At 57.3% G+C, this 19,144-nt stretch carries 13 protein-coding genes; 10 read left to right on the forward strand and 3 right to left on the reverse strand.

Translation table 11 applies throughout. The features are described from left to right. Positions 1–51: 51 nt before the first annotated feature. The 8 genes from PHAMO_RS16565 (at position 52) to PHAMO_RS16600 (ending at position 11,150) form a co-directional block, all read left to right on the forward strand. A complete protein-coding gene (locus PHAMO_RS16565; protein WP_002731034.1) occupies positions 52–1,881 on the forward strand; it encodes an ABC transporter ATP-binding protein in 1,830 nt (609 codons plus the stop codon). 164 nt (positions 1,882–2,045) lie between these two features. Further along, on the forward strand, positions 2,046–3,992 hold the full coding sequence (gene asnB / locus PHAMO_RS16570) for an asparagine synthase (glutamine-hydrolyzing) (RefSeq protein WP_002731036.1): 1,947 nt from the start codon (positions 2,046–2,048) through the stop codon (positions 3,990–3,992). After that, positions 3,989–4,924 (forward strand): NAD-dependent epimerase/dehydratase family protein, encoded by a 936-nt coding sequence (locus PHAMO_RS16575; RefSeq protein WP_002731037.1) that lies wholly within the window; start codon positions 3,989–3,991, stop codon positions 4,922–4,924. The genes asnB and PHAMO_RS16575 overlap by 4 nt, the downstream gene beginning before the upstream one ends. A gap of 11 nt (positions 4,925–4,935) precedes the next feature. After that, a complete protein-coding gene (locus PHAMO_RS16580) occupies positions 4,936–5,877 on the forward strand; it encodes an NAD-dependent epimerase/dehydratase family protein (RefSeq protein ID WP_002731039.1) in 942 nt (313 codons plus the stop codon). 98 nt (positions 5,878–5,975) lie between these two features. Then, positions 5,976–7,028, forward strand: a complete 1,053-nt coding sequence (locus PHAMO_RS16585) for an NAD-dependent epimerase/dehydratase family protein (RefSeq protein ID WP_002731040.1) — start codon at positions 5,976–5,978, stop codon at positions 7,026–7,028. Between the two features lie 14 nt (positions 7,029–7,042). Then, on the forward strand, positions 7,043–8,095 hold the full coding sequence (wecB, locus tag PHAMO_RS16590; RefSeq protein WP_002731041.1) for a non-hydrolyzing UDP-N-acetylglucosamine 2-epimerase: 1,053 nt from the start codon (positions 7,043–7,045) through the stop codon (positions 8,093–8,095). Between the two features lie 20 nt (positions 8,096–8,115). Then, positions 8,116–9,315: a CgeB family protein gene (locus tag PHAMO_RS16595; RefSeq protein WP_155801858.1), complete on the forward strand. Its 1,200-nt coding sequence runs from the start codon at positions 8,116–8,118 to the stop codon at positions 9,313–9,315. 59 nt (positions 9,316–9,374) lie between these two features. Beyond that, positions 9,375–11,150: an ABC transporter ATP-binding protein gene (locus PHAMO_RS16600; protein WP_002731044.1), complete on the forward strand. Its 1,776-nt coding sequence runs from the start codon at positions 9,375–9,377 to the stop codon at positions 11,148–11,150. A gap of 50 nt (positions 11,151–11,200) precedes the next feature. Here the strand turns inward: PHAMO_RS16600 and galE are convergent, their stop codons facing one another. Further along, positions 11,201–12,214, reverse strand: a complete 1,014-nt coding sequence (gene galE, locus PHAMO_RS16605; RefSeq protein ID WP_002731045.1) for a UDP-glucose 4-epimerase GalE — start codon at positions 12,212–12,214, stop codon at positions 11,201–11,203. 566 nt (positions 12,215–12,780) lie between these two features. Here galE and PHAMO_RS18735 point away from each other — a divergent pair. Further along, positions 12,781–13,797 carry a radical SAM protein gene (locus PHAMO_RS18735; protein WP_002731047.1) on the forward strand — a complete coding sequence of 339 codons (1,017 nt, stop codon included), beginning with the start codon at positions 12,781–12,783 and terminating at the stop codon, positions 13,795–13,797. A 20-nt stretch (positions 13,798–13,817) separates the two neighbouring features. Next, on the forward strand, positions 13,818–15,002 hold the full coding sequence (locus tag PHAMO_RS16620) for a glycosyltransferase family 4 protein (RefSeq protein WP_051002468.1): 1,185 nt from the start codon (positions 13,818–13,820) through the stop codon (positions 15,000–15,002). Positions 15,003–15,226: 224 nt separating this feature from the next. Here PHAMO_RS16620 and bglX read toward each other — a convergent pair whose 3' ends face one another. Then, positions 15,227–17,494: a beta-glucosidase BglX gene (bglX, locus tag PHAMO_RS16625; protein ID WP_155801859.1), complete on the reverse strand. Its 2,268-nt coding sequence runs from the start codon at positions 17,492–17,494 to the stop codon at positions 15,227–15,229. A gap of 39 nt (positions 17,495–17,533) precedes the next feature. After that, a complete protein-coding gene (locus tag PHAMO_RS16630) occupies positions 17,534–18,841 on the reverse strand; it encodes a glycoside hydrolase family 30 protein (protein WP_202801584.1) in 1,308 nt (435 codons plus the stop codon). Positions 18,842–19,144: the final 303 nt, after the last annotated feature.

Genomic DNA, 19,144 nt, shown 5'->3' on the forward strand with positions numbered 1-19,144 from the left:
CATGAAAAATGCAAACGATGAAGAATAAGAGCGGTACGGTAGTTTTTGAGAATGATTAAAAATCTATCAGATTTTTTGGATTATTTCGGCAAAGGCTACGGCCGGTCAATAATCCTCATTATGATTGGGTGCATTTTTATTGCTATCCTTGAAACATTTGGAATTCTGCTGATTTTCCCGCTGATGGCGCTTGTCATCAACCCCGTCCAAGCGGTTGAGGGCGGTGTCCTGGGACGGATTTATGGGATCGCCGGAAAGCCGGACACCCAGTTTTTCTTGTTCATGGTCAGCTGCGCCGTCGGATCGGTCTATATCTTCAAGGCTCTTTTTCAGGTCTGGTTCACGAAATGGGAGCATAGTCTCATTTCGCGATGGAAAGTGACGATCTGTTATCGCCTTTTTTGCAAAATGCTTGAGGCGGATTATAGCTATCACGTCGATAGAAGTTCATCGACGATTATATCTATAATATATCCTCTTGTTTCTAATGTTATGAATAACTTCATGTATCAGTTCATCTGCCTTGCAACGCAGATGATCGTCGGTATCTTCCTTTGCGTGTTCATGGTTGTCACCCATCCTGTGATGACACTTGTGATCGCAATCTGTTTCTCGATCCTCTTTCATGTGCAACGAGTCGCGATCAGGAAGAGAATTATTAAGGTCGGGGAAGAGGTAAACGCGTTTACGATTGAAAATCTATTTTCTATTCAACAGGGCCTTGGTGCATATAAGGAAACTAAAATCAACCTGAAGGAGCGCTTCTTTCAGAATATGTTCCTGAAAGCGAACAAAAATCTGATGCGTTCCGAAGGGAAGCTCCTTTTTTATCAAGGGCTTCCTATTTCGACGAACGAGATGATCGTGATGTTGATGGTCATCGTTGCGTTTAACATGATCGTCGTTGCCGGGAATTCCGCAGCCTCCATAACGCAAGATCTGGCTGTCGTCGTTATGACGCTGTTCCGCCTGATTCCGGTCGTCAATCGCAGCATCACCTCCGTCAATTTCATAAACAGCTCGACCATTCCGTTGAAGACGCTGATCGCCGAAGCCGACGCCATCGGCTATCGCGATCCGATCAAGTCAGATCTGACGGAACCTCAGGCGTTGCCGCTGACCTCTTCTCTCCGGATGAAGCATCTGAGCTATTCCTACGCTCAGTCCGGTGAACCGGCGCTTCGCGATATCGATTTCGAGGTGAAAAAAGGCGAGTTCGTCGGGGTTATCGGCCCCTCTGGCGCGGGCAAGACCACCCTGATTGCTATCCTGTTGGGCTTTATCAAGCCGGATAGCGGGGAGATGACGATCGATGGTGTCCGAGTTGACGAGGCGCGCATTCGGGCCTTCCGTCACACTGTCGGCTACGTGGATCAGCAGCCATTCATATTTGATGCCTCGATCATGCAGAATGTTGCTTTTGGCGTTGCTGTCGAGGATATCGACCGTGATCGGGTCGAAGACGCCCTTCGTCAGGCCGAATTGTGGGATGTGGTCAGTTCTCTCGAAAAGGGGATCGAATCCTCCGTGGGGGAGAATGGGAAGCGCTTCTCCGGCGGTCAAAGGCAGCGTCTCGCCATTGCCCGAGCTCTGTACAAGCAGCCCTCTATTCTGATTCTTGACGAGGCCACGTCAGCGCTCGATATCGACACCGAGCAACGTTTCTCGCAGACAATTCAGAAGCTAAAGGGGTCGCTGACCATCATTGCCATTGCCCATCGGCTTTCTACCCTGCGCGATTGCGATCGCTTGATCATGATGGAGGCTGGGCGAATCGTTGACGACGGTGCCTTCGATCAATTGCTTGAGCGCAATGCCACATTCCGCCGGTTGGTCAGTGTTTCACAGGCCCAGCAGAACAGCGATGCGACGACACCTTGACCGCATGCTCGTCGAAGTTTTGTTTCTCTGGTGATTTTGTCTTGTGATGTATGCCAGCCTGATCGCCTCAATGATTGAAACGATTGAGAAAAAGAGGTTGCGTTGGACAAATGGGTGTTTGGGTATAGGGCAACGTTTGTCCCGCATCGTGCAGGTCTAAAATAATGTGCGGGCTAGCGGGATTTTCTCAAGTCAGCACCCCCCCGAAGGGTGGTGTCGGGGCTTTAAAGGTGATGGGGAGGCTTATCGCCCATCGTGGCCCTGACGGATCGGGATACTGGATGTCCCCGTCCGGCACGGTTGGTTTTGTCCATCGGCGTTTGTCGATTATCGATCTGACTCAGGCGGCATCCCAACCGATGGTCGCCGGGCCGTTGAGCATCGCCTACAATGGCGAAGTCTATAATCACACCGAATTGCGCGCAGCCTTAGCGGGCGGCTGGAATTTCCGGTCTCGTTCCGACACGGAATGCATTCTGGCGGCTTATGACCGTTATGGTGACAGCTGCCTTGATCATTTGCGCGGTATGTTCGCCTTCGCGCTGTGGGATGAACGCCGCCAGCGTCTGTTCTGCGCTCGTGATCGCTTTGGCATCAAGCCGTTTTATTACGCCTTGGTTGATGGCGTTTTGTACTTTGCGTCCGAAGCCAAGGCTTTGCTGCCTTTTCTTCCCGAAATCGACACCGATGCCTCGGCCTTGGCCGAGTATATGACGTTCCAATACACCATCGGCGACCAAACCCTTTTCAGGGGCGTCAAGCAATTGTTGCCCGGCCATGCGCTGGCGGTCGAAAATGGCGAGCTTAAGATCTGGCGCTATTGGGATGTCTGCTACGAAGTCGATTACGATCATAGCCCACGGTATTTTCGTAACCGATTGGAAGAGCTTCTGGCCGATTCGGTTTCCATGCATCTGCGCGCTGACGTGCCGGTAGGAGCCTATATTTCCGGGGGTGTCGATTCCAGCCTGATGGCGATCTTGGCTGCGAAGCAATCGCCGGAGAACAGGCTGGGCTTCAACGGTCGTTTCACCGATTTCCCAGGCTATGACGAAAGCCATTACGCCCATGCCGCGGCCGAGCGCGCTGGGATGGATTTGCATGTCGTTGACATTACGGCGGCCGACTTCCGCAATCATATTCGTGATGTCATCTACCATTTGGACTTTCCCGTGGCTGGTCCGGGTTCGTTCCCGCAGTTCATGGTCTCTAAGCTTGCCGCGAAGCATTTGAAAGTGGTGCTGGGAGGGCAGGGCGGCGACGAGATTTTCGGCGGCTATGCGCGGTATCTGCTGGCCTATTTAGAGCAGTGCATCAAGGCGGCGGTGGACGGTACCTATCGCAACGGCAATTACGTGGTGACCATCGAGTCGATTGTCCCCAACCTCGGTCTGTTGCGCGAATATAAGCCGCTGATGAAGGAATTTTGGCGCCATGGGCTGTTCGATGGCCTGGATGACCGCTATCTGCGCCTCGTCGATCGCTCGACCGATATGGCGGAAGAAGTTGATTGGTCCTGTCTCGAAAGAGAAAAAGTCGTCGATGACTTCAAGTCAATTTTTAACAGCCGGGCCAACGTTCGGAAAGAAGCCTATTTCGACAGTATGACGCACTTCGATTTCAAGTGTCTGCTCCCGGCTTTGTTGCATGTGGAAGACCGGATGAGCATGGCGCATGGTCTGGAGAGTCGGGTCCCCTTGCTTGATCATCCATTGGTAGAGTTTGCTGCGACAATTCCGGCCGACCTCAAATTCGAGGGCGGACAGATGAAGCATCTGCTCAAAACCGCCTATGCCGATGTGTTGCCATCGGAGATCGTGGGGCGTCGCGACAAGATGGGGTTTCCGGTTCCGCTCAAGGAATGGTTCGGCGGCGAACTGCGGGATTTCGTGGTTGACACCTTCCAGCATGTGCGGGAAAAGCATCGTCCATATATCAATGCTGACGCCGTCCTGAAGAATTTCGATCAGGCTGGGCGTTTCTCGCGCAAGACCTGGGGTCTGCTCAGTCTGGAGCTATGGCATCAGTCCTTCCATGACAAGGCGGATGCTTATCGCGCGCTTTTGGCCGATGACGGCCTTCACAATGACGAAAAGGTTCCCCTGGCATGAAAGTTTTTGTAACCGGTGGTTGCGGCCAGGTTGGTTCCCATGTGGCCGAATTGCTTCTGGCCCGTGGGGACACCGTGTTGGCCATCGACAATTTCGCCACGGGGCGACCCGAGCATCTACAAGCCCACCCGAACCTGACCTTCACCGAAGGTTCGATCGCCGATAAGCCGTTGATCGATCAACTGATTGGTGATTTCAAGCCGGACGTTCTGGTTCACACCGCAGCGTCTTATAAAGATCCTGACGATTGGTACAGCGATACGCTGACCAATGCCGTGGGCGGGGCGAACCTGATCCGGGCCGCCAAGGATAATAATGTCGGACGCTTCGTCTATTTCCAGACGGCTCTGTGCTATGGCGTCAAGCCGATGCAAAGTCCGATACGTTTGGATCATATCAAGAATCAAGCCAACAGTAGCTACGCTATCTCAAAGACAGTCACAGAAGACTACTTGACTATATCCGGTTTGGATTATGTGACGTTTCGTCTTGCTAATGTTGTTGGTCCTCGCAACGTTTCCGGTCCCCTTCCTATCTTCTTCCAGCGTCTTTCCGAGGGGAAGAAGTGCTTCGTCACGACCGCCCGCCGCGATTTCGTTTTCGTGGGTGATCTGGCCCGGACCGTGTTGTCCGCCGCGGATGGCAAGGGACATGGAGCCTATCACTTCTCCTCGGGCACCGACGTGGCGATCAAGGAACTGTATGACGCGGTGGTTGCCGCCATGCAGATCAATGATTATCCCGAGCCGGAGATTCGTCCGCTTGGCCCGGATGATGCTCCGTCGATCTTGCTGGACCCGTCGCGCACCTTTGCCGACTTTGGCGCGTTGGAGTTCACGCCTCTGGCCGAAACCGTCAAGCGCGCTGTCGAATATTATCGCGCGTTCGGAGTCCATGGCGGCTATACCCATCTGAAGCTCGACAAGAAATAGGGGGCAGGGCCGTGCGCATCCTGATCACCGGCGGAGCTGGCTGTCTGGGCTCGAACCTTATCGGGCATTTTATTCCGGCCGGGCATGACATCCTGGTGCTCGACAACTTTGCCACTGGTAAGCGGGAGGCCCTGCCTCCTGTGGTTGGCCTGAGTGTCGTTGAAGGCACTGTTGCCGATGCCGCTTTGGTCGATCGCTGCTTCGATGATTTCAAGCCGACTCATGTCATCCACAGTGCCGCGTCCTACAAGGACCCGGCCAACTGGCGCGAAGACGTGGCGACCAATGTCACGGGAACCATCCATGTGGCCGAGGCTGCCCGTCGTCATCAGGTCAAACGCCTGATCAATTTCCAGACCGCGTTGTGTTATGGCCGACCGGCACAGGTGCCGATCCCGGTCACCCATCCGACCGCGCCCTTCACGAGCTACGGTATCTCCAAGACGGCTGGCGAACAGTATTTGTATATGACCGATCTGCCGGTTGTTNCTCTGCGCCTTGCCAATGTCACAGGTCCGTGTCTGGCCATCGGCCCGATTCCAACTTTCTATAAAAGACTGAAAGCCGGGCAGAAGTGTTTCTGCTCCGACACGGTTCGCGATTTTCTGGACATGAGCGATTTCTTCGCCTTGATGGATCTCGTGCTGGCCGACAACGCTCCGACCGGAACCTTTAACGTCTCGACCGGCGAGGGGCACACCATCAAGGACATTTTCGATATTGTCGTGTCCCACCTGGGGCTGACCTTGGATGAACCGGTGCCTGTGGTGCCGCCGGGTGCCGACGATGTGCCCTCGGTGGTGTTGGACCCCAGCGCGACCACGACGGCGTTCGGATGGAAAGCTCGGATCGACTTTGACCAGACGATCCGCCGCATGCTGGCATGGTACGACGCCCATGGCGTTACCGATGTCTTCAGCCATCTGGCGGCACCGCCAGTGGCAAAGGTCTGACTGGACTGTCATGAGAACGCCCCCGCCCGCACTGGACGGGGGCGAAATTTTAATATTTAGGCAATAGGCGCGAACAGCGCGGCCGGGGGTATGTGAAGATGTCGTCGTTTTCTTTCAAGGACGCCAAGATTCTCGTAGTGGGTGGCGCTGGATTCGTGGGCAGCAACCTCGTTCTGAAGCTCTTGGAAAGCCAGCCGCGTGAAGTGCTGATTATCGACAATCTTCTGTCGTCAGACATCAGCAACGTACCCGATGCCCCTAATGTGCGTTTTGTCTTTGCGTCGATCACGGATGATGCCGTTCTGCGCGATTTGCCGGAAGATCTGGATTATTGCTTTCATTTGTCCTGCTATCACGGCAACCAATCCTCCATCCATGATCCGATGGCCGATCACGAGAACAACACCCTGACCAGCCTCAAGCTGTTCAACCGGCTGAAGGATATCAAGAGCTTAAAGAAGGTGGTTTACGCTGCCGCCGGTTGCGCCGTCGCAGAGAAAACATTCGATGCCGCCCATGCCACGACGGAAGAGGCGTCGGTGTCGCTGTACCATGACAGCCCCTATTCCATCTCCAAGCTAATCGGCGAATTGTACGGCAACTACTTCTGGATGCGGCACCAGTTGCCGATCGTGAAGGCTCGTTTCCAAAACGTCTATGGACCGCGCGAAATCCTGGGTGCGGGGCGCTGGCGGGGCACACCGCACACGGTGTGGCGCAACGTCACCCCGACCTTTATCTGGAAGGCTCTGAGCCATCAGGCCTTGCCGTTGGACAATGGCGGTAATGCCAGCCGCGATTTCATCTTCGTTCAGGACATGGCCCGTGGCCTCATGGCTTGCGCCCTTAACGGTGTCCCCGGTGAGATCTACAATCTGGCCTCCGGGGTTGAAACCACCATCCTGGAACTGGCCGAATTGATCAACGAACTGACCGGAAACCCGACACCGGTGGCGTTGCAGCCGGCTCGGGATTGGGACCGTTCGGGCAAGCGTTTCGGTTCGACCGAAAAGGCATCCCGCGACATCGGCTTCGAGGCCAAAGTGACCGTGCGCGAGGGGTTGAGCAAGACTATCGCCTGGACGTTGGAGAATCGTGCCACCATTGAACGCTGTATTGAGCAGCATTCCTATTTTATGGCACGCCTGTAAGAAGGACGGCCGCTATGGTTCAGAAAGTCCTTACCGTCGTCGGTGCGCGACCGCAATTCATCAAGGCAGCCGCCGTCAGCCGCGCCATCGCCGCTTGTCCGGGGCTGGTCGAAGTGATGGTCCATACCGGCCAGCATTTCGATCCGTCGATGTCAGATGTCTTTTTCAACGAACTGGGCATTCCGGCGGTAGGGCATAACCTGGATATCCATGGCGGCGGCCATGGTCAGATGACTGGCCGCATGTTGGAAGCCATCGAGCAGACGATTCTGGAGGAAAAGCCGGATTGGCTGCTTGTCTATGGCGATACCAATTCGACCTTGGCCGGTGCCCTGGCGGCAGCAAAGTTGCATATTCCCGTTGCTCATGTGGAAGCAGGGTTGCGATCCTTTAACCGGGCGATGCCCGAGGAAATCAATCGAGTGCTGACGGATCATGTCAGCCATTTGCTGTTCTGTCCGACCGGCTCGGCGGTCTCCAACCTTGCCCGCGAAGGTATCGCCACGGGGGTGCATCTGGTTGGCGACGTGATGTTCGATGCCACCATCGATGCGGTGCGCCGCGCCGGCGACAATCCGACGATTCTGGGTCGTCTTGGCCTGACGCGGGGTGCGTATGTCGTCGCGACCGTGCATCGCGCTGAAAATACCGATACCGAGGAAAGTCTGGAGGCGGTGCTGTCCGTCTTGAAAGACAAGGCGAGGTCGATGCCGGTGGTGCTGCCGCTGCATCCTCGTACTCGTCAGGTGGCCTCCCGCTTCGGCCTGGATTTCGATGCTTTGACCGTTATCGATCCGGTTGGTTATCTGGACATGGCGGCACTGTTGGGGCATTGCGCCGAGGTCATGACAGATTCAGGTGGATTGCAGAAAGAAGCCTATTTTCACCGCAAGCCCTGCACAACCCTTCGTGGTGAGACTGAGTGGGTGGAGACGATCACATGCGGCTGGAATCGATTGTGGAGGGGGCCGGACTATGCGCCGCGACGTGATATCGCCGAATATGGCGACGGGCATGCGGCTGAGAAGATTGTCGAGATCATGCTGGCTGCGGCAGGTGTGGCATGACTGATACGCTCCCCATTCTTGTGCTGATCCGCAGTTACACCGATCACTTGTCCTATTATGACGATTGGCAAGATGCCGTAACCCGACATCCTGGGTTCGATGTGACGGTGCGCAATATCGCGGCTGAGGATCAGTTGCCCACCATTGCGCGTGAGATCGAAGCGGCTCCGTTTATTCTGCTGCTGCATTCCACAAACGCCGATGGTTGCGCTCTGTTGCGCCGCCTCATGCCGGCTTTCCAGGCGCGCCGTGGACATTTGGCGGTATTCGTCGGCAACGAGGTCAATCTTCCGCTGGCTCCGATGGCTGAGAAGTTCGCGTTCCTGGCCGATGCGCGCGCCGACCTGATTCTGACTCAGTTCCTCCAGGAAACCGGCGAGTGGTATTACCAACCGTTGGAGGGGGCGACGGTCTGCTCGATTCCGCACGCGCTCAATCCTGTGGCCTACCAGCCGGGACCACCCCTGTCGGCTCGTCCGATTCAGATCGGTGTCCGCAGCTTTCGCTACGGCCCCTATATCGGGGATACCGAACGGGTGGATGTGCATCGCCTGTTCCAGCGTTTGGGTGAAGAGCAACGCCTCGTGACCGATATTCGCATCGGGGACGGCCGTTTCAATCGCAAAGACTGGGCGGCGTTTCTGGCGCGTTGCCGGGGAACGATCTCGACCGAAGCGGGGTCTGCTTGGTTGGACCGGGACGATGTTCTGATGCATGCCACTCAGGATCGGCTGAAAGCTCTGACCCAAGGTCAGATCGTCTTGAATCAGGATGGTCTCGCACGTCGAATGGCCCGCCTGCTGCTGCCGTCAGTGCTCAAGCGCGCCATTATCCGCGCATTGGGGGGGCGCTTGGTCGAGGATTATAACCTGGGCGACCACGCCGATGAGGCGACGATCCGAGCCATTCAAGCCGATCTGTTCACGGCCGACAGACGCGCTCCGTACCATACAAAGGGAATTTCATCCCGCCATTTCGACGCGATCGGTTCTGGTACGGTGCAGATCCTGGTGGAGGGGCGGTATAACGATATCTTGGTCCCTAATCAGCACTACATCGTCCTAAATCGTGATTTTTCTAATATAGAAGATGTTTTGGTGCGATTTAATGACATCTCCGCATGTCAGAGAATGGTTAATGATGTTAGGGAATATGCCCTTTCTAGTCACACACACTCTCATCGTATGGCAAGGTTAGAAGAGAGCTTACGTTCTATTTGAGTCTTCGTTCTAAATTTTATTTGGCTGAAAAAAGCGGTGATAAGCCGAATGGATCTGGAATGAGGGGGTATCGGCCTGACGATGAAACGCCGCCCAGGATGGTTTTGCGGCTGTGCCGCCTTCTGCTGACCATGGGGCAAGGGCGGATCGCGTGGGCGATGGCTCTCAATGTTGCCGCGGGACTCGTTGAAGGCGTGGGGGTGCTGGCTCTGCCCCCCTTGCTTCATGTGTTGGGGGTTGGTGCCGATGGGGCCGCGCCCAGCGACGGTCTTTTGCTTATGGCGGCGGCCGGTTATGTCGGATTGATCGTGGCGGCGACCTGGGTGGTCTGGGCGCGCAGTGTGGTGGTCCAGGATCTGAGCCTCGACTTTCTCGACCGTTTGCGCGGCGATCTCCACGCGGCGATTCTCGGTATGGAATGGGCTCATTTCCGGACTCTGCGCACGGCCGAGTTACAGCAAACGATCATCGGCGAGGTCGGACGCATCTCTTACGCAGTGACGCTGTTAGGCGGGCTGATCGGCGCGCTTCTAAGCATGCCCTTCGTGCTGGGCGCGTCGCTTGTGTTGTCTTGGCCGTTGACTATGGCTGCTCTACTGGTGGCTGGTCTTACCGCGCTGCTCACCCAACGTTTGGGGGGGCACGGATTCCGGCTTGGGCGGGAATTGGCGGCGGTCAGTCGCGTTGTCCAAGCTGATCTTGCCGACGATCTGGCAGGCTTGCGCATCGTCAAGAGCTTTGGCGCCGAAGCGATGCGGGCGTCGGGGATGGCGGCTCGTTTCGGTGCGGTGCGGCGCAACCAGATAGCTTATATGCGGATGCAGTCCAGTGAGCGGGCGATCTTGCACGTGGCCGCCGCCTTGGCTGCCGCCGCCACCCTCTATTTGGCGGTGGTGGTGCTGCAAGTGCCGCTGGCCGCCGCTTTGGTATTGATCCTTGCCTATGGCCGTCTGCTCCAGACAGCGCTCCGCGGTCTTGCCTATTGGCGCCAATTGGCTGCCGCAGTAGCCGCACTGGCTGTGTATCGCGAGACACTGGACATGTGCCGCGAGGCGGCCGAGCCTTTGCTGCCGTCTTCTACGGCAGCGCCGCCACTGCGCGATGCCATTCGTCTGCGCGGAGTGTCGCTGAGTTATTGCCGTGGCGACGAACGCCGCGTGGCGTTGGAGTGTATTCAGGCCGATGTACCCGCCAATCGGATTACCGCGTTGATCGGACCGTCGGGCAGTGGGAAATCGACTCTGGCCGATTTGCTCTCGGGGCTGACCACGCCCGATCACGGTGACATTCTGATCGACGGTACGCCTTTGGTATCGGGTTTACGCGGCGCATGGCGGCGACGGGTCTCGGTGGTGCCGCAAGATCCGTTTCTGTTCCACGATACCATTGCCGCCAACCTTCGCTTGGCGCAGCCAGACGCAGATGATCAAGCTTTGTGGAACGTTCTGGACGCCGCGGCGGCGGTCGATTTCGTTCGGGCGTTGCCGCAGGGGCTGAACACCGAGGTCGGCGATCGCGGCATTCGTCTGTCAGGCGGAGAGCGCCAGCGTATTGTGCTGGCGCGGGCTTTGCTGCGCCAGCCGGATTTGCTGATTCTTGACGAAGCGACGGCATCGCTCGATGGTGAAACCGAGGCGCTGGTGGCGCAGACTCTTGCCAGCTTGCGGGGCCATTGTACCGTCCTGGTGGTCGCGCATCGTCCCAGCACGGTCTGCGCCGCCGATCATGTGCTGTTGCTGGACGCGGGGCGGCTGGTCGCTGCTGGCTCGTGGGACGAGGTTCGTCGTCAAGCTGAACCACGTCTGATTTCGTTGGGGATGGTGGCCCCCAAATAATTTAGCTTGTCCCTCGTTGTGGATCGCCTTTGCTGGTGCGGAATACAAATTTATCCCTGAACCGCCGTTTTCGGGGGCAATGCCTCCCGATCCTTGGCCGACATCCAGGCCCAGGCCGTGGCGATGATGCTCTCGATGGCGCTGTGCGGGTAGGCTATCCCTAATCGGGATGCCCGTGATGCGTCGGCGATCAGAGCTGGAGGATCGCCGACCCGGCGCGGGCCGATGCGCAGAGGAACCGGGCGGCCAGTATTGATCGCGACCTGCGCCGCCAGTTCCCGCACGCTGTGACCCTGGCCGGTCCCCAGATTAAGGGTGCCGCCAGTACCGCCGCCGAGCAAAACCCGCAGGGCGACGACATGAGCCGAGGCAAGATCGCTGACATGCAGGAAGTCGCGCACACAGGTACCGTCGGCGGTGGGGTAGTCGTCGCCGTGTACATCGAGAAAGTGGCGGTGGCCCGCCGCGACCGCCAAGGCATTGGGAAGAAGGTGCGGCTCGGGATCGTGATCTTCGCCCAATTCTCCGGCCGGATCGGCTCCGGCGGCGTTGAAATAGCGTAGGGCGAAATAGCTAAGACCGAACGCACGGGAGAATTCTGCCTTCATCTGTTCCATCATCAGCTTGCTGGAGCCATAGGGGCTGATGGGGGCGGTTGGAGCATCCTCGGTCACCGGCAAACGGGCTGGCGTGCCATAGACGGCGCAACTGCTGGATGAGACCATGATGCCGATGCCGGTTTCGTGCATGGCCTGAAGCAAAGATAGCGTTCCCGTGACGTTATTATCGTAATAAAGGTCGGGACGGCTCATGGATTCTGCTGGATAGGCCATGGCGGCAAAATGCATGACGGCAATCGGACGGTACGCGGCGATCGTGTGGCGCAACAGAGCGCTGTCGCGTAAATCGCCCTGGATTAGCGGTCCCCAGCGTACCGCCTGCGCATGGCCACGGGACAGATTGTCGATGCAGACTGGCGCAAATCCTGCGCCGGACAACGCCTTGCAAGCATGACTGCCCACATATCCCGCTCCTCCGGTGACGAGTACGGTCGGGTTGCTCAAGGCGTACTCCTGAATAATGATTTTTATGAGTGTCTAATTCTGGTGACGAGGATTGCTTCCGTCAATGTTTGGTTGTGTATCATTGTGTGCGCATGGGGATAAGAGCCATAGCTAATTGGGTCTGATGCGTCGATCATCGCGATGAAAAGGTACAAGCTGCACCGATATCCCCTATGGTTTGGCGGCGATCGCCGCCATCCTGGAGCAGCACGGCCACGAAATCGTGACCTGGGTGTTCTGCCGGGCAACGCCGTCTGTACCGGCTGGCGGCAGAGCGTGGTTATTTCCAGCCGCACGAGATCGACGGTGCGGCTGAACGCAGTCGTGCGGTTCTGGATCTGCCCGGATTTTCCCGACGGCGTATCTACCTTGAGTACCTATTGTTTTATGTTCGGGTTTACCGTGGCGTTTGGCCGTGGAAAGATATCCTCATCCATACCGCATGGATGTTCATCAAGGGCTATCCAGCCATGCACTCGGTTATCAAGGAATTCATCGATGGCAACCGTTCCCTGAAGTCCTGTATCAGTCGTTATAAGACAATCCATGTTTCGGACGACTGACACATGAACCTATTGCGCAAAACATCGACCTTGTTGAAGCTGAACCGGATGATCGGCAGCATCCGACTGAAATTTTTGTATGTATTTTTGGCCGATGTGATGGGGTGGCGTTATTCGATTGTCCGTTTGGACCCAGTGATCGCCTGCAATCTTCGTTGTCGCATGTGCAGCCATTCCGATGCCGAGTGGCTGTCTAATCAAACGCGCGAACGATTCTCCCGCGAAGACCTGGAACGATTGGCGGCGCAGTTCTTTCATCAGGCTCTGCAAGTGCATGTGGGCTGCGGTGCCGAACCCACGATATACAAGGGATTTATCGAGATCGTTCGCCTCGCCAAGGCCCATGGCGTGCCGCATGTGACTCTGGTGACCAATGGTCAGGCATTGCGGGATGAGCAGGTGGTCCAACTGGTCGAAGCTGGATTGAACGAATTCGTGATTTCGTCCCATGGCGCTCGGGCGGAAACCTACGAGCGCATGATGGTCGGGGCCTCGTTCGAGCGCCACTTGGATTGCTTGCGTGCCGTTGCTGGGGTTTGTGCCGCCGGCGGTGCCGAACTGCGCATCAACTTCACCGTCTGTGCTGAGAATCTGGAAGATCTGGCCGTGGTGGCACAGCGTTATGCCTGCTTTGGCTTGTCCACGTTGCAGGTGCGGCCGATCACCCCGTTGGAGGCCGCCCAGCAACGCAACGCCTTGAGTCCCGAGCAGATCGTCCGTTATCGCCAATTGGTCGCGGAACTGCACACGCAATGCCGAAGCCACGGAATCCAATTGCTGGCGAATGTGGATGATCCCAGTCACGGCAGGGCCAATCCGGCGGCCTCGATTTATATCGTCGGTGCGCTCAGGCTGATTTCACCGACCATGGTGTGGCGACCCGGCTTTGATTTCCGTTGCCAGGACGTCGCGGAATTCAAGCGCAGTAGCGGCTTCCGGCGCGAATTGTTGGCCCATGTACTGCATCCGCGACGTTCCGCCAGCCCTTCGGCTCTGGCCTCATCGACGGTCTTCGACTGAAGCGGCGATCCATGCGACTAATGATTCATGATTATGTCGGGCATCCATTTCAGGCCCAATTGTCGCGTTGGCTGGCCCGGCAAGGTCATGACGTTCTGCATTGCCATTGCGCCGATTTCGAGACGCCGCATGGAGCCTTGGCACCCAGGCCCGACGATCCTTCGGGGCTGGTCTTTCGTGCCTTGGGATTGGGGCGGCCTTTGCCTAAATACAGCCCGGTTCGCCGCTGGCTACATGAACGACGTTATGCTGATCAGGTCGTGGCATGTCTCGCCGCGTTCGCTCCCGATGCGGTGATTTCCGCCAATACGCCGCCAGCTATTCAGTCCGCGCTGCTGCGGCGCACCCATCAGGGCGGTGCACGCTTTGTTAGCTGGCTACAAGACATTATCTCGCTGGCCGCAGATAAGGCTCTGCGTGAGCGTCTTCCGGTGATCGGAGGATTGGCGGCGGCGGTGGTGCGGCGGCAGGAATTCCAGACTCTGGCGGCCAGCGATGCCGTCGTTGCGATTACGGCCGATTTCGTGCCGCTTTGCATCGCGGGCGGGGTTAGGCCCGAACGTATCCAGGTCATTCCCAATTGGGCGCCTTTGGACGAAATGCCATCGATGCCGAGCAACAATTGCTGGCGCAGTCGTCACGGATTGGATGGCAAGACGGTGGTGCTTTATTCCGGCACCTTGGGGCTTAAGCACAATCCCGGTCTGCTGGCGGCTCTGGCTCGGGCGTGTCGCATGCGTTCCGATGTCGTGGTGGTGGTGGTCACGCAAGGATTGGGACGGCGCTGGCTGGAGGTAGCCAAGGCCGAACAGCGACTGGACAATCTGCTGTTGCTGGATTTCCAGCCCTATGAGGAGTTGCCGCTGATGCTGGCTGCGGCGGATGTGCTGGTGGCCATTCTGGAACCCTATGCGGGCGTGTTGTCGGTGCCATCCAAGGTGTTGACCTATCTGTGCGCTGGTCGGCCTATCCTGGGAGCCATGCCGCCGGAGAATCTGGCGGCGCGTACTATCGTCGAGGCCGGAGCCGGGATGGTGGTGGCTTCTACTGACGAAGACGCGTTCGCCGCCGCTGCTTTAGCGCTGCTGAACGATCCGGCCCGGTGCCAAATCATGGGACGAGCGGCGCGGGACTGGGCTGAGCACCATTTCGACATCGACGCTATCGGCCCTGGTTTCCTTGATGTCGTTTGTCATCATCGCTGAGTTGCCGATCCGTTCCGAATGGACAAATTTATTTATAGCGGTGGGCCAATTCGCTTTACCGTGCGCTTAAATTGATCGCCTTTCCTCCAGAGGAGAAGATGCAGGCCGACGCGACCGACCGCGCTGCTGATCATCCGGGCGCTAACCGCCGCCGGTAGCCGGATCAGCCGATCCGGCTTAACCGTTGCTCTTGACTTCGATGGGAAATACCTGAGAACAATTTCTTATTTGTTCCAGACGACCTCAGCGGTATTCAGTTCGTTCGAGTTGGTGCCGATGCCGATAACGAACTTTCCCGCCTCCCAGACAGGGAGTAGCCGGGAATCGCAGAATTCAATATCTCTCGTTGTAATACTGAAAGACACGGTTTTTTTCTCGCCCGCCCGCAGCCTGATTTTCTGGAATCCCTTCAGCATCCGGACTGGGCGCACGACGCTTGCCACGGGGTCGGTCACGTACATCTGCACGACCTCCGTGCCGTCGCGGCCTCCGGTATTGGTCACGGTGATCGAGACGGTCAAAACATCGTCGTCGCCAGTCAGAACCGTCTTGTCGGCTTCGACCGGGCCATAAGCGAAGCTGGTGTAGCTGAGGCCGAAGCCGAACGGGAACAAAGGGTCGGATGAGCCGTCCAGATAACAGCGGGTGGTGTACTTACCAGGGTCTTCCTTGGGATTGCCGGGGCGGCCGGTATTCGCATGATAATAGGACAGCGGCACTTGGCCGACGTGGCTGGGCCAGGTCGCCGAAAGCTTACCGCTCGGGTTGCGTTCGCCGAACAGAATGTCGGCAATGGCATTTCCCGCTTCCATGCCGCCGAACCACGAAACCAGAATGGCAGGGATGTGGTCCTTTTCCCAGGGGAGCGTCAATGGCCGCCCGTTCATGGTGACCAGCACGATCGGTTTCCCGGTCTTGCCCAGGGCCTTGAGCAAGGTGCGCTGATTGTCGGGAATCCCGATATCAAGCCGCGAGGCCGACTCTCCCGACATTTCCGCCGCCTCGCCCAGCACCGCAATCACGACGTCGGATGCGTTTGCTGCGCGGATGGCCTCGGCGATCATCTCGTCAGGTTCGCGCGGGTCGATGTCTACCTTGGGACCGGCGAAGTTGAGCAGTTCGACCATGCGGCGGTCTTCGACGATATTGGAGCCCTTGGCGTATATCATCTTAACTTCGGCGACGTTGCGGATACCTTCCAGAACCGAGACGGCGGTGCGGCTATCACCTTGGAAGCTCCAGGGGCCCAGGACGTTTTTCTTATCGTCCGCCAGCGGGCCAACCACGGCGACGGTGATCCCCGATTTTGGCAGCGGCAACAGGGCGTTTTCGTTCTTGAGGAGAACACAGGAATCCCCGGCGATCTCGCGGGCGGTGTGGCGGTAGTCCGGGGCCAGAATGCTGTGCACCGCCTTTTTCTCGTCGAACCGGGCGAACGGTGCGGCGAATAGGCCCAGCTTGTACTTCGCCTTCAGAACGGCTCGACAGGCGGAATCGATCTGCTGCTGGCTTATCCGGCCGGCAGCGAGCGCCTTCTCCAGCCTTGTGACGAAGCCATACCCCATCATGTCCATTTGTACTCCGGCCCTTAGCGCCCGTTCTGACATGGTTTGCAAAGGGTCGGCTTCGTCGATTTGTCCCTCTTCGTCGCCGATGCCGTGGGCGATCATTTCGGGGATACCATTGAAATCGGAAACCTTGAGGACTCCGCTCAAGACTTGTTCCAGACGCTCCCGGTCGGCATGGGATGGCACGCCGTTAAGCGCCGAGAATGACATCATCGCCGATCCCGTTCCGGCATCGATCGCTGCGAGGAACGGAGGCAGGTAGATGTCCTGGAACCGGGACGAACTCATGTCTGCATTGTTGTAGTCCCGTCCGCCTTCTGCCGCGCCATAGCCAGCGAAGTGCTTGACGCAGGCCATTACGCTGTCGGGACTGGACAGATCCTTGCCCTGAAGTCCCCGGATCATGGCGCGGGCGATCTGAGATCCCAGATGCGGATCTTCGCCCGAACCTTCGGCGATCCGGCCCCAGCGCGGGTCACGCCCAATATCGACCATCGGCGAGAAAACCCAGTTGATGCCGCTGGCCGAGGCTTCGCGGGCGGCGATGCGCGCAGCGGTCTCGATATGGTCCATATCCCAAGAACAGGACAGGCCCAGTGGAATCGGAAAGACCGTTTGGTGGCCGTGAATGACGTCGTAGGCGAGCAACAGAGGGATGCCCAGCCGTGATTCGTGAACGGCAATTTCCTGGATCGTGCGCAGTTGAGCGGGGCCGTTGATTCCGAAGCTGCAATCGATGAGGCCGCCAAGCAACCCACCGACATTACCCTTGCGGATTTCGTCCGCCCGGTTCTGGTCGATCGGAACATTCGAAGTCAATAGATTGAGCTGCCCGAGTTTTTCCTTAAGCGACATTTTCGACATGAGTTCATCGATGAAGTTCGTCATCGATGAACTATCCTGAACCGCACGTCTGTCTTTCATCGCTTTCAATCCCAAAACCTATGACTGAATATTCTGTCTCTATCTTAGCGCCGAGCCGGGCGGTAATTTCCAGACACAAGTGGCCAGCGATTTGGCCGGGAGATCGACCGGACAAGGCGCGGAACCGCGCACGGCGTCGGACAGAGTAAGACGGCGGGGGGTATCGTCGGTGTTGACGGCAATGACCACGATCCGTCCGTCCGGGGTCAGAAAGGCCGCGTTTGGAAGGGCTGTATCCCGATCCGATTCGACTCGCAATGATCCCGGCGGGATGAATTTTGCGGTATGAGCGATCAGGTAATAGGCGACGTTGCGCGTCACGGTCTGCCCATCGAGAGTCAAACCGCCCAGGCAATTTTTTTCGCCGCCCGGTGTGTGCGGACAACAAGTCGGATCGGACGCCAGATTCCATTCCAGAACGATTTCCGCCCAGTTGCGCAAGGCCCCGACCAACACCCGCTCGCTGTGCCACATCAAGGCACCCTCGAACGAATCGTGCGCACTGACCCATTGTTCGGTGAAGAGGCAGCTTTTGTCGGGATGGCGCTCGTGGACCTGTGTTAGGGCGGAGATATCTCCGGCATAAAGGTGAAAGGCTGTCCCACTGGTGTAGTGGTTGGCGGACGGATCTGCGAGAACCGCCAATGGATAGTCCGGCCGGTCGCAGTTGTGGTCGTGACAATAAATTGCCGTCTCCAGCCTGGCTTGGCGCAACGCTGGCCCCAGGAATTGGCCTATGAAGTCCGCCATCTGTTCCGCGCCCATCACCATGCTGGGCTCGTTTTTGTCATTACCCGGTTCGTTCTGCACGGTAACCGCCCGGATATTGATGCCCCGCGCGCGCATGGCGTCAAGGTATCGAACGAAATAGCGCGCATAGACGTCATGACATTCGGGTTTTAGTTCGCCGCCGATGAAGCTGTTGTTGGTCTTCATCCAGGGCGGTGCCGACCAGGGCGATGCCATGATGAACAGATCGGGATTGATCTTTACGATCTCCTGAACGACGGGGACTAAATCGGGGTCGCCAGCGAACAGATCGAACCGATCCAAGTTGGGATCGCGTGAGTCCGCTGGAAGATCGTCATAGGAAAAGGCGTAAGGGCTGAGGTCTGAAGCCCCGATTGTCAGACGCAGGCAGCTTGTCCCGATCCCTTCGGGCGAGAAGAGTTCCCGCAGCAAATTCTTCCTGAGGGCCGATTCAAGGCGTGAAAGCAAAAGGGCGCTACCGCCGGTCAGGGAAAAGCCAAAGCCTCGTATCCGCTGATAGGCCCGGCTGGTATCAATCTTGATCGGGGTTGTCGGAAGAGTAATGCTTCCGGTAACCGAGCTGTTACTTTCGTACAATAGAAACCGTCTGTCGCCTGAAGTGATCCAGGTGGTAAGCAGTTGGTCGGATGGCTGGGTTCTAGCGGTGAACGATTTTTCGATCGGCACTTTGATGACAATCTCGCAGAGTCATTCATGAATGATCAGATTATCCGATTTTGGTGGTCTAATATATTGGTTTTGCCGATGATTGCGACCGACTAGTCTCCTTCGCGCTGACGCTGGGGAATATCGCCGACATCTCCATGACTGTGCCGCTTCTGGGAACCGTCGCTCCGCCCAAGCGGCAGTTCGGCTTGCCTCCTTTGGCAAGCCGAACTG

Source organism: Magnetospirillum molischianum DSM 120, assembly GCF_000294655.1.
Taxonomy (GTDB): domain Bacteria; phylum Pseudomonadota; class Alphaproteobacteria; order Rhodospirillales; family Magnetospirillaceae; genus Phaeospirillum; species Phaeospirillum molischianum.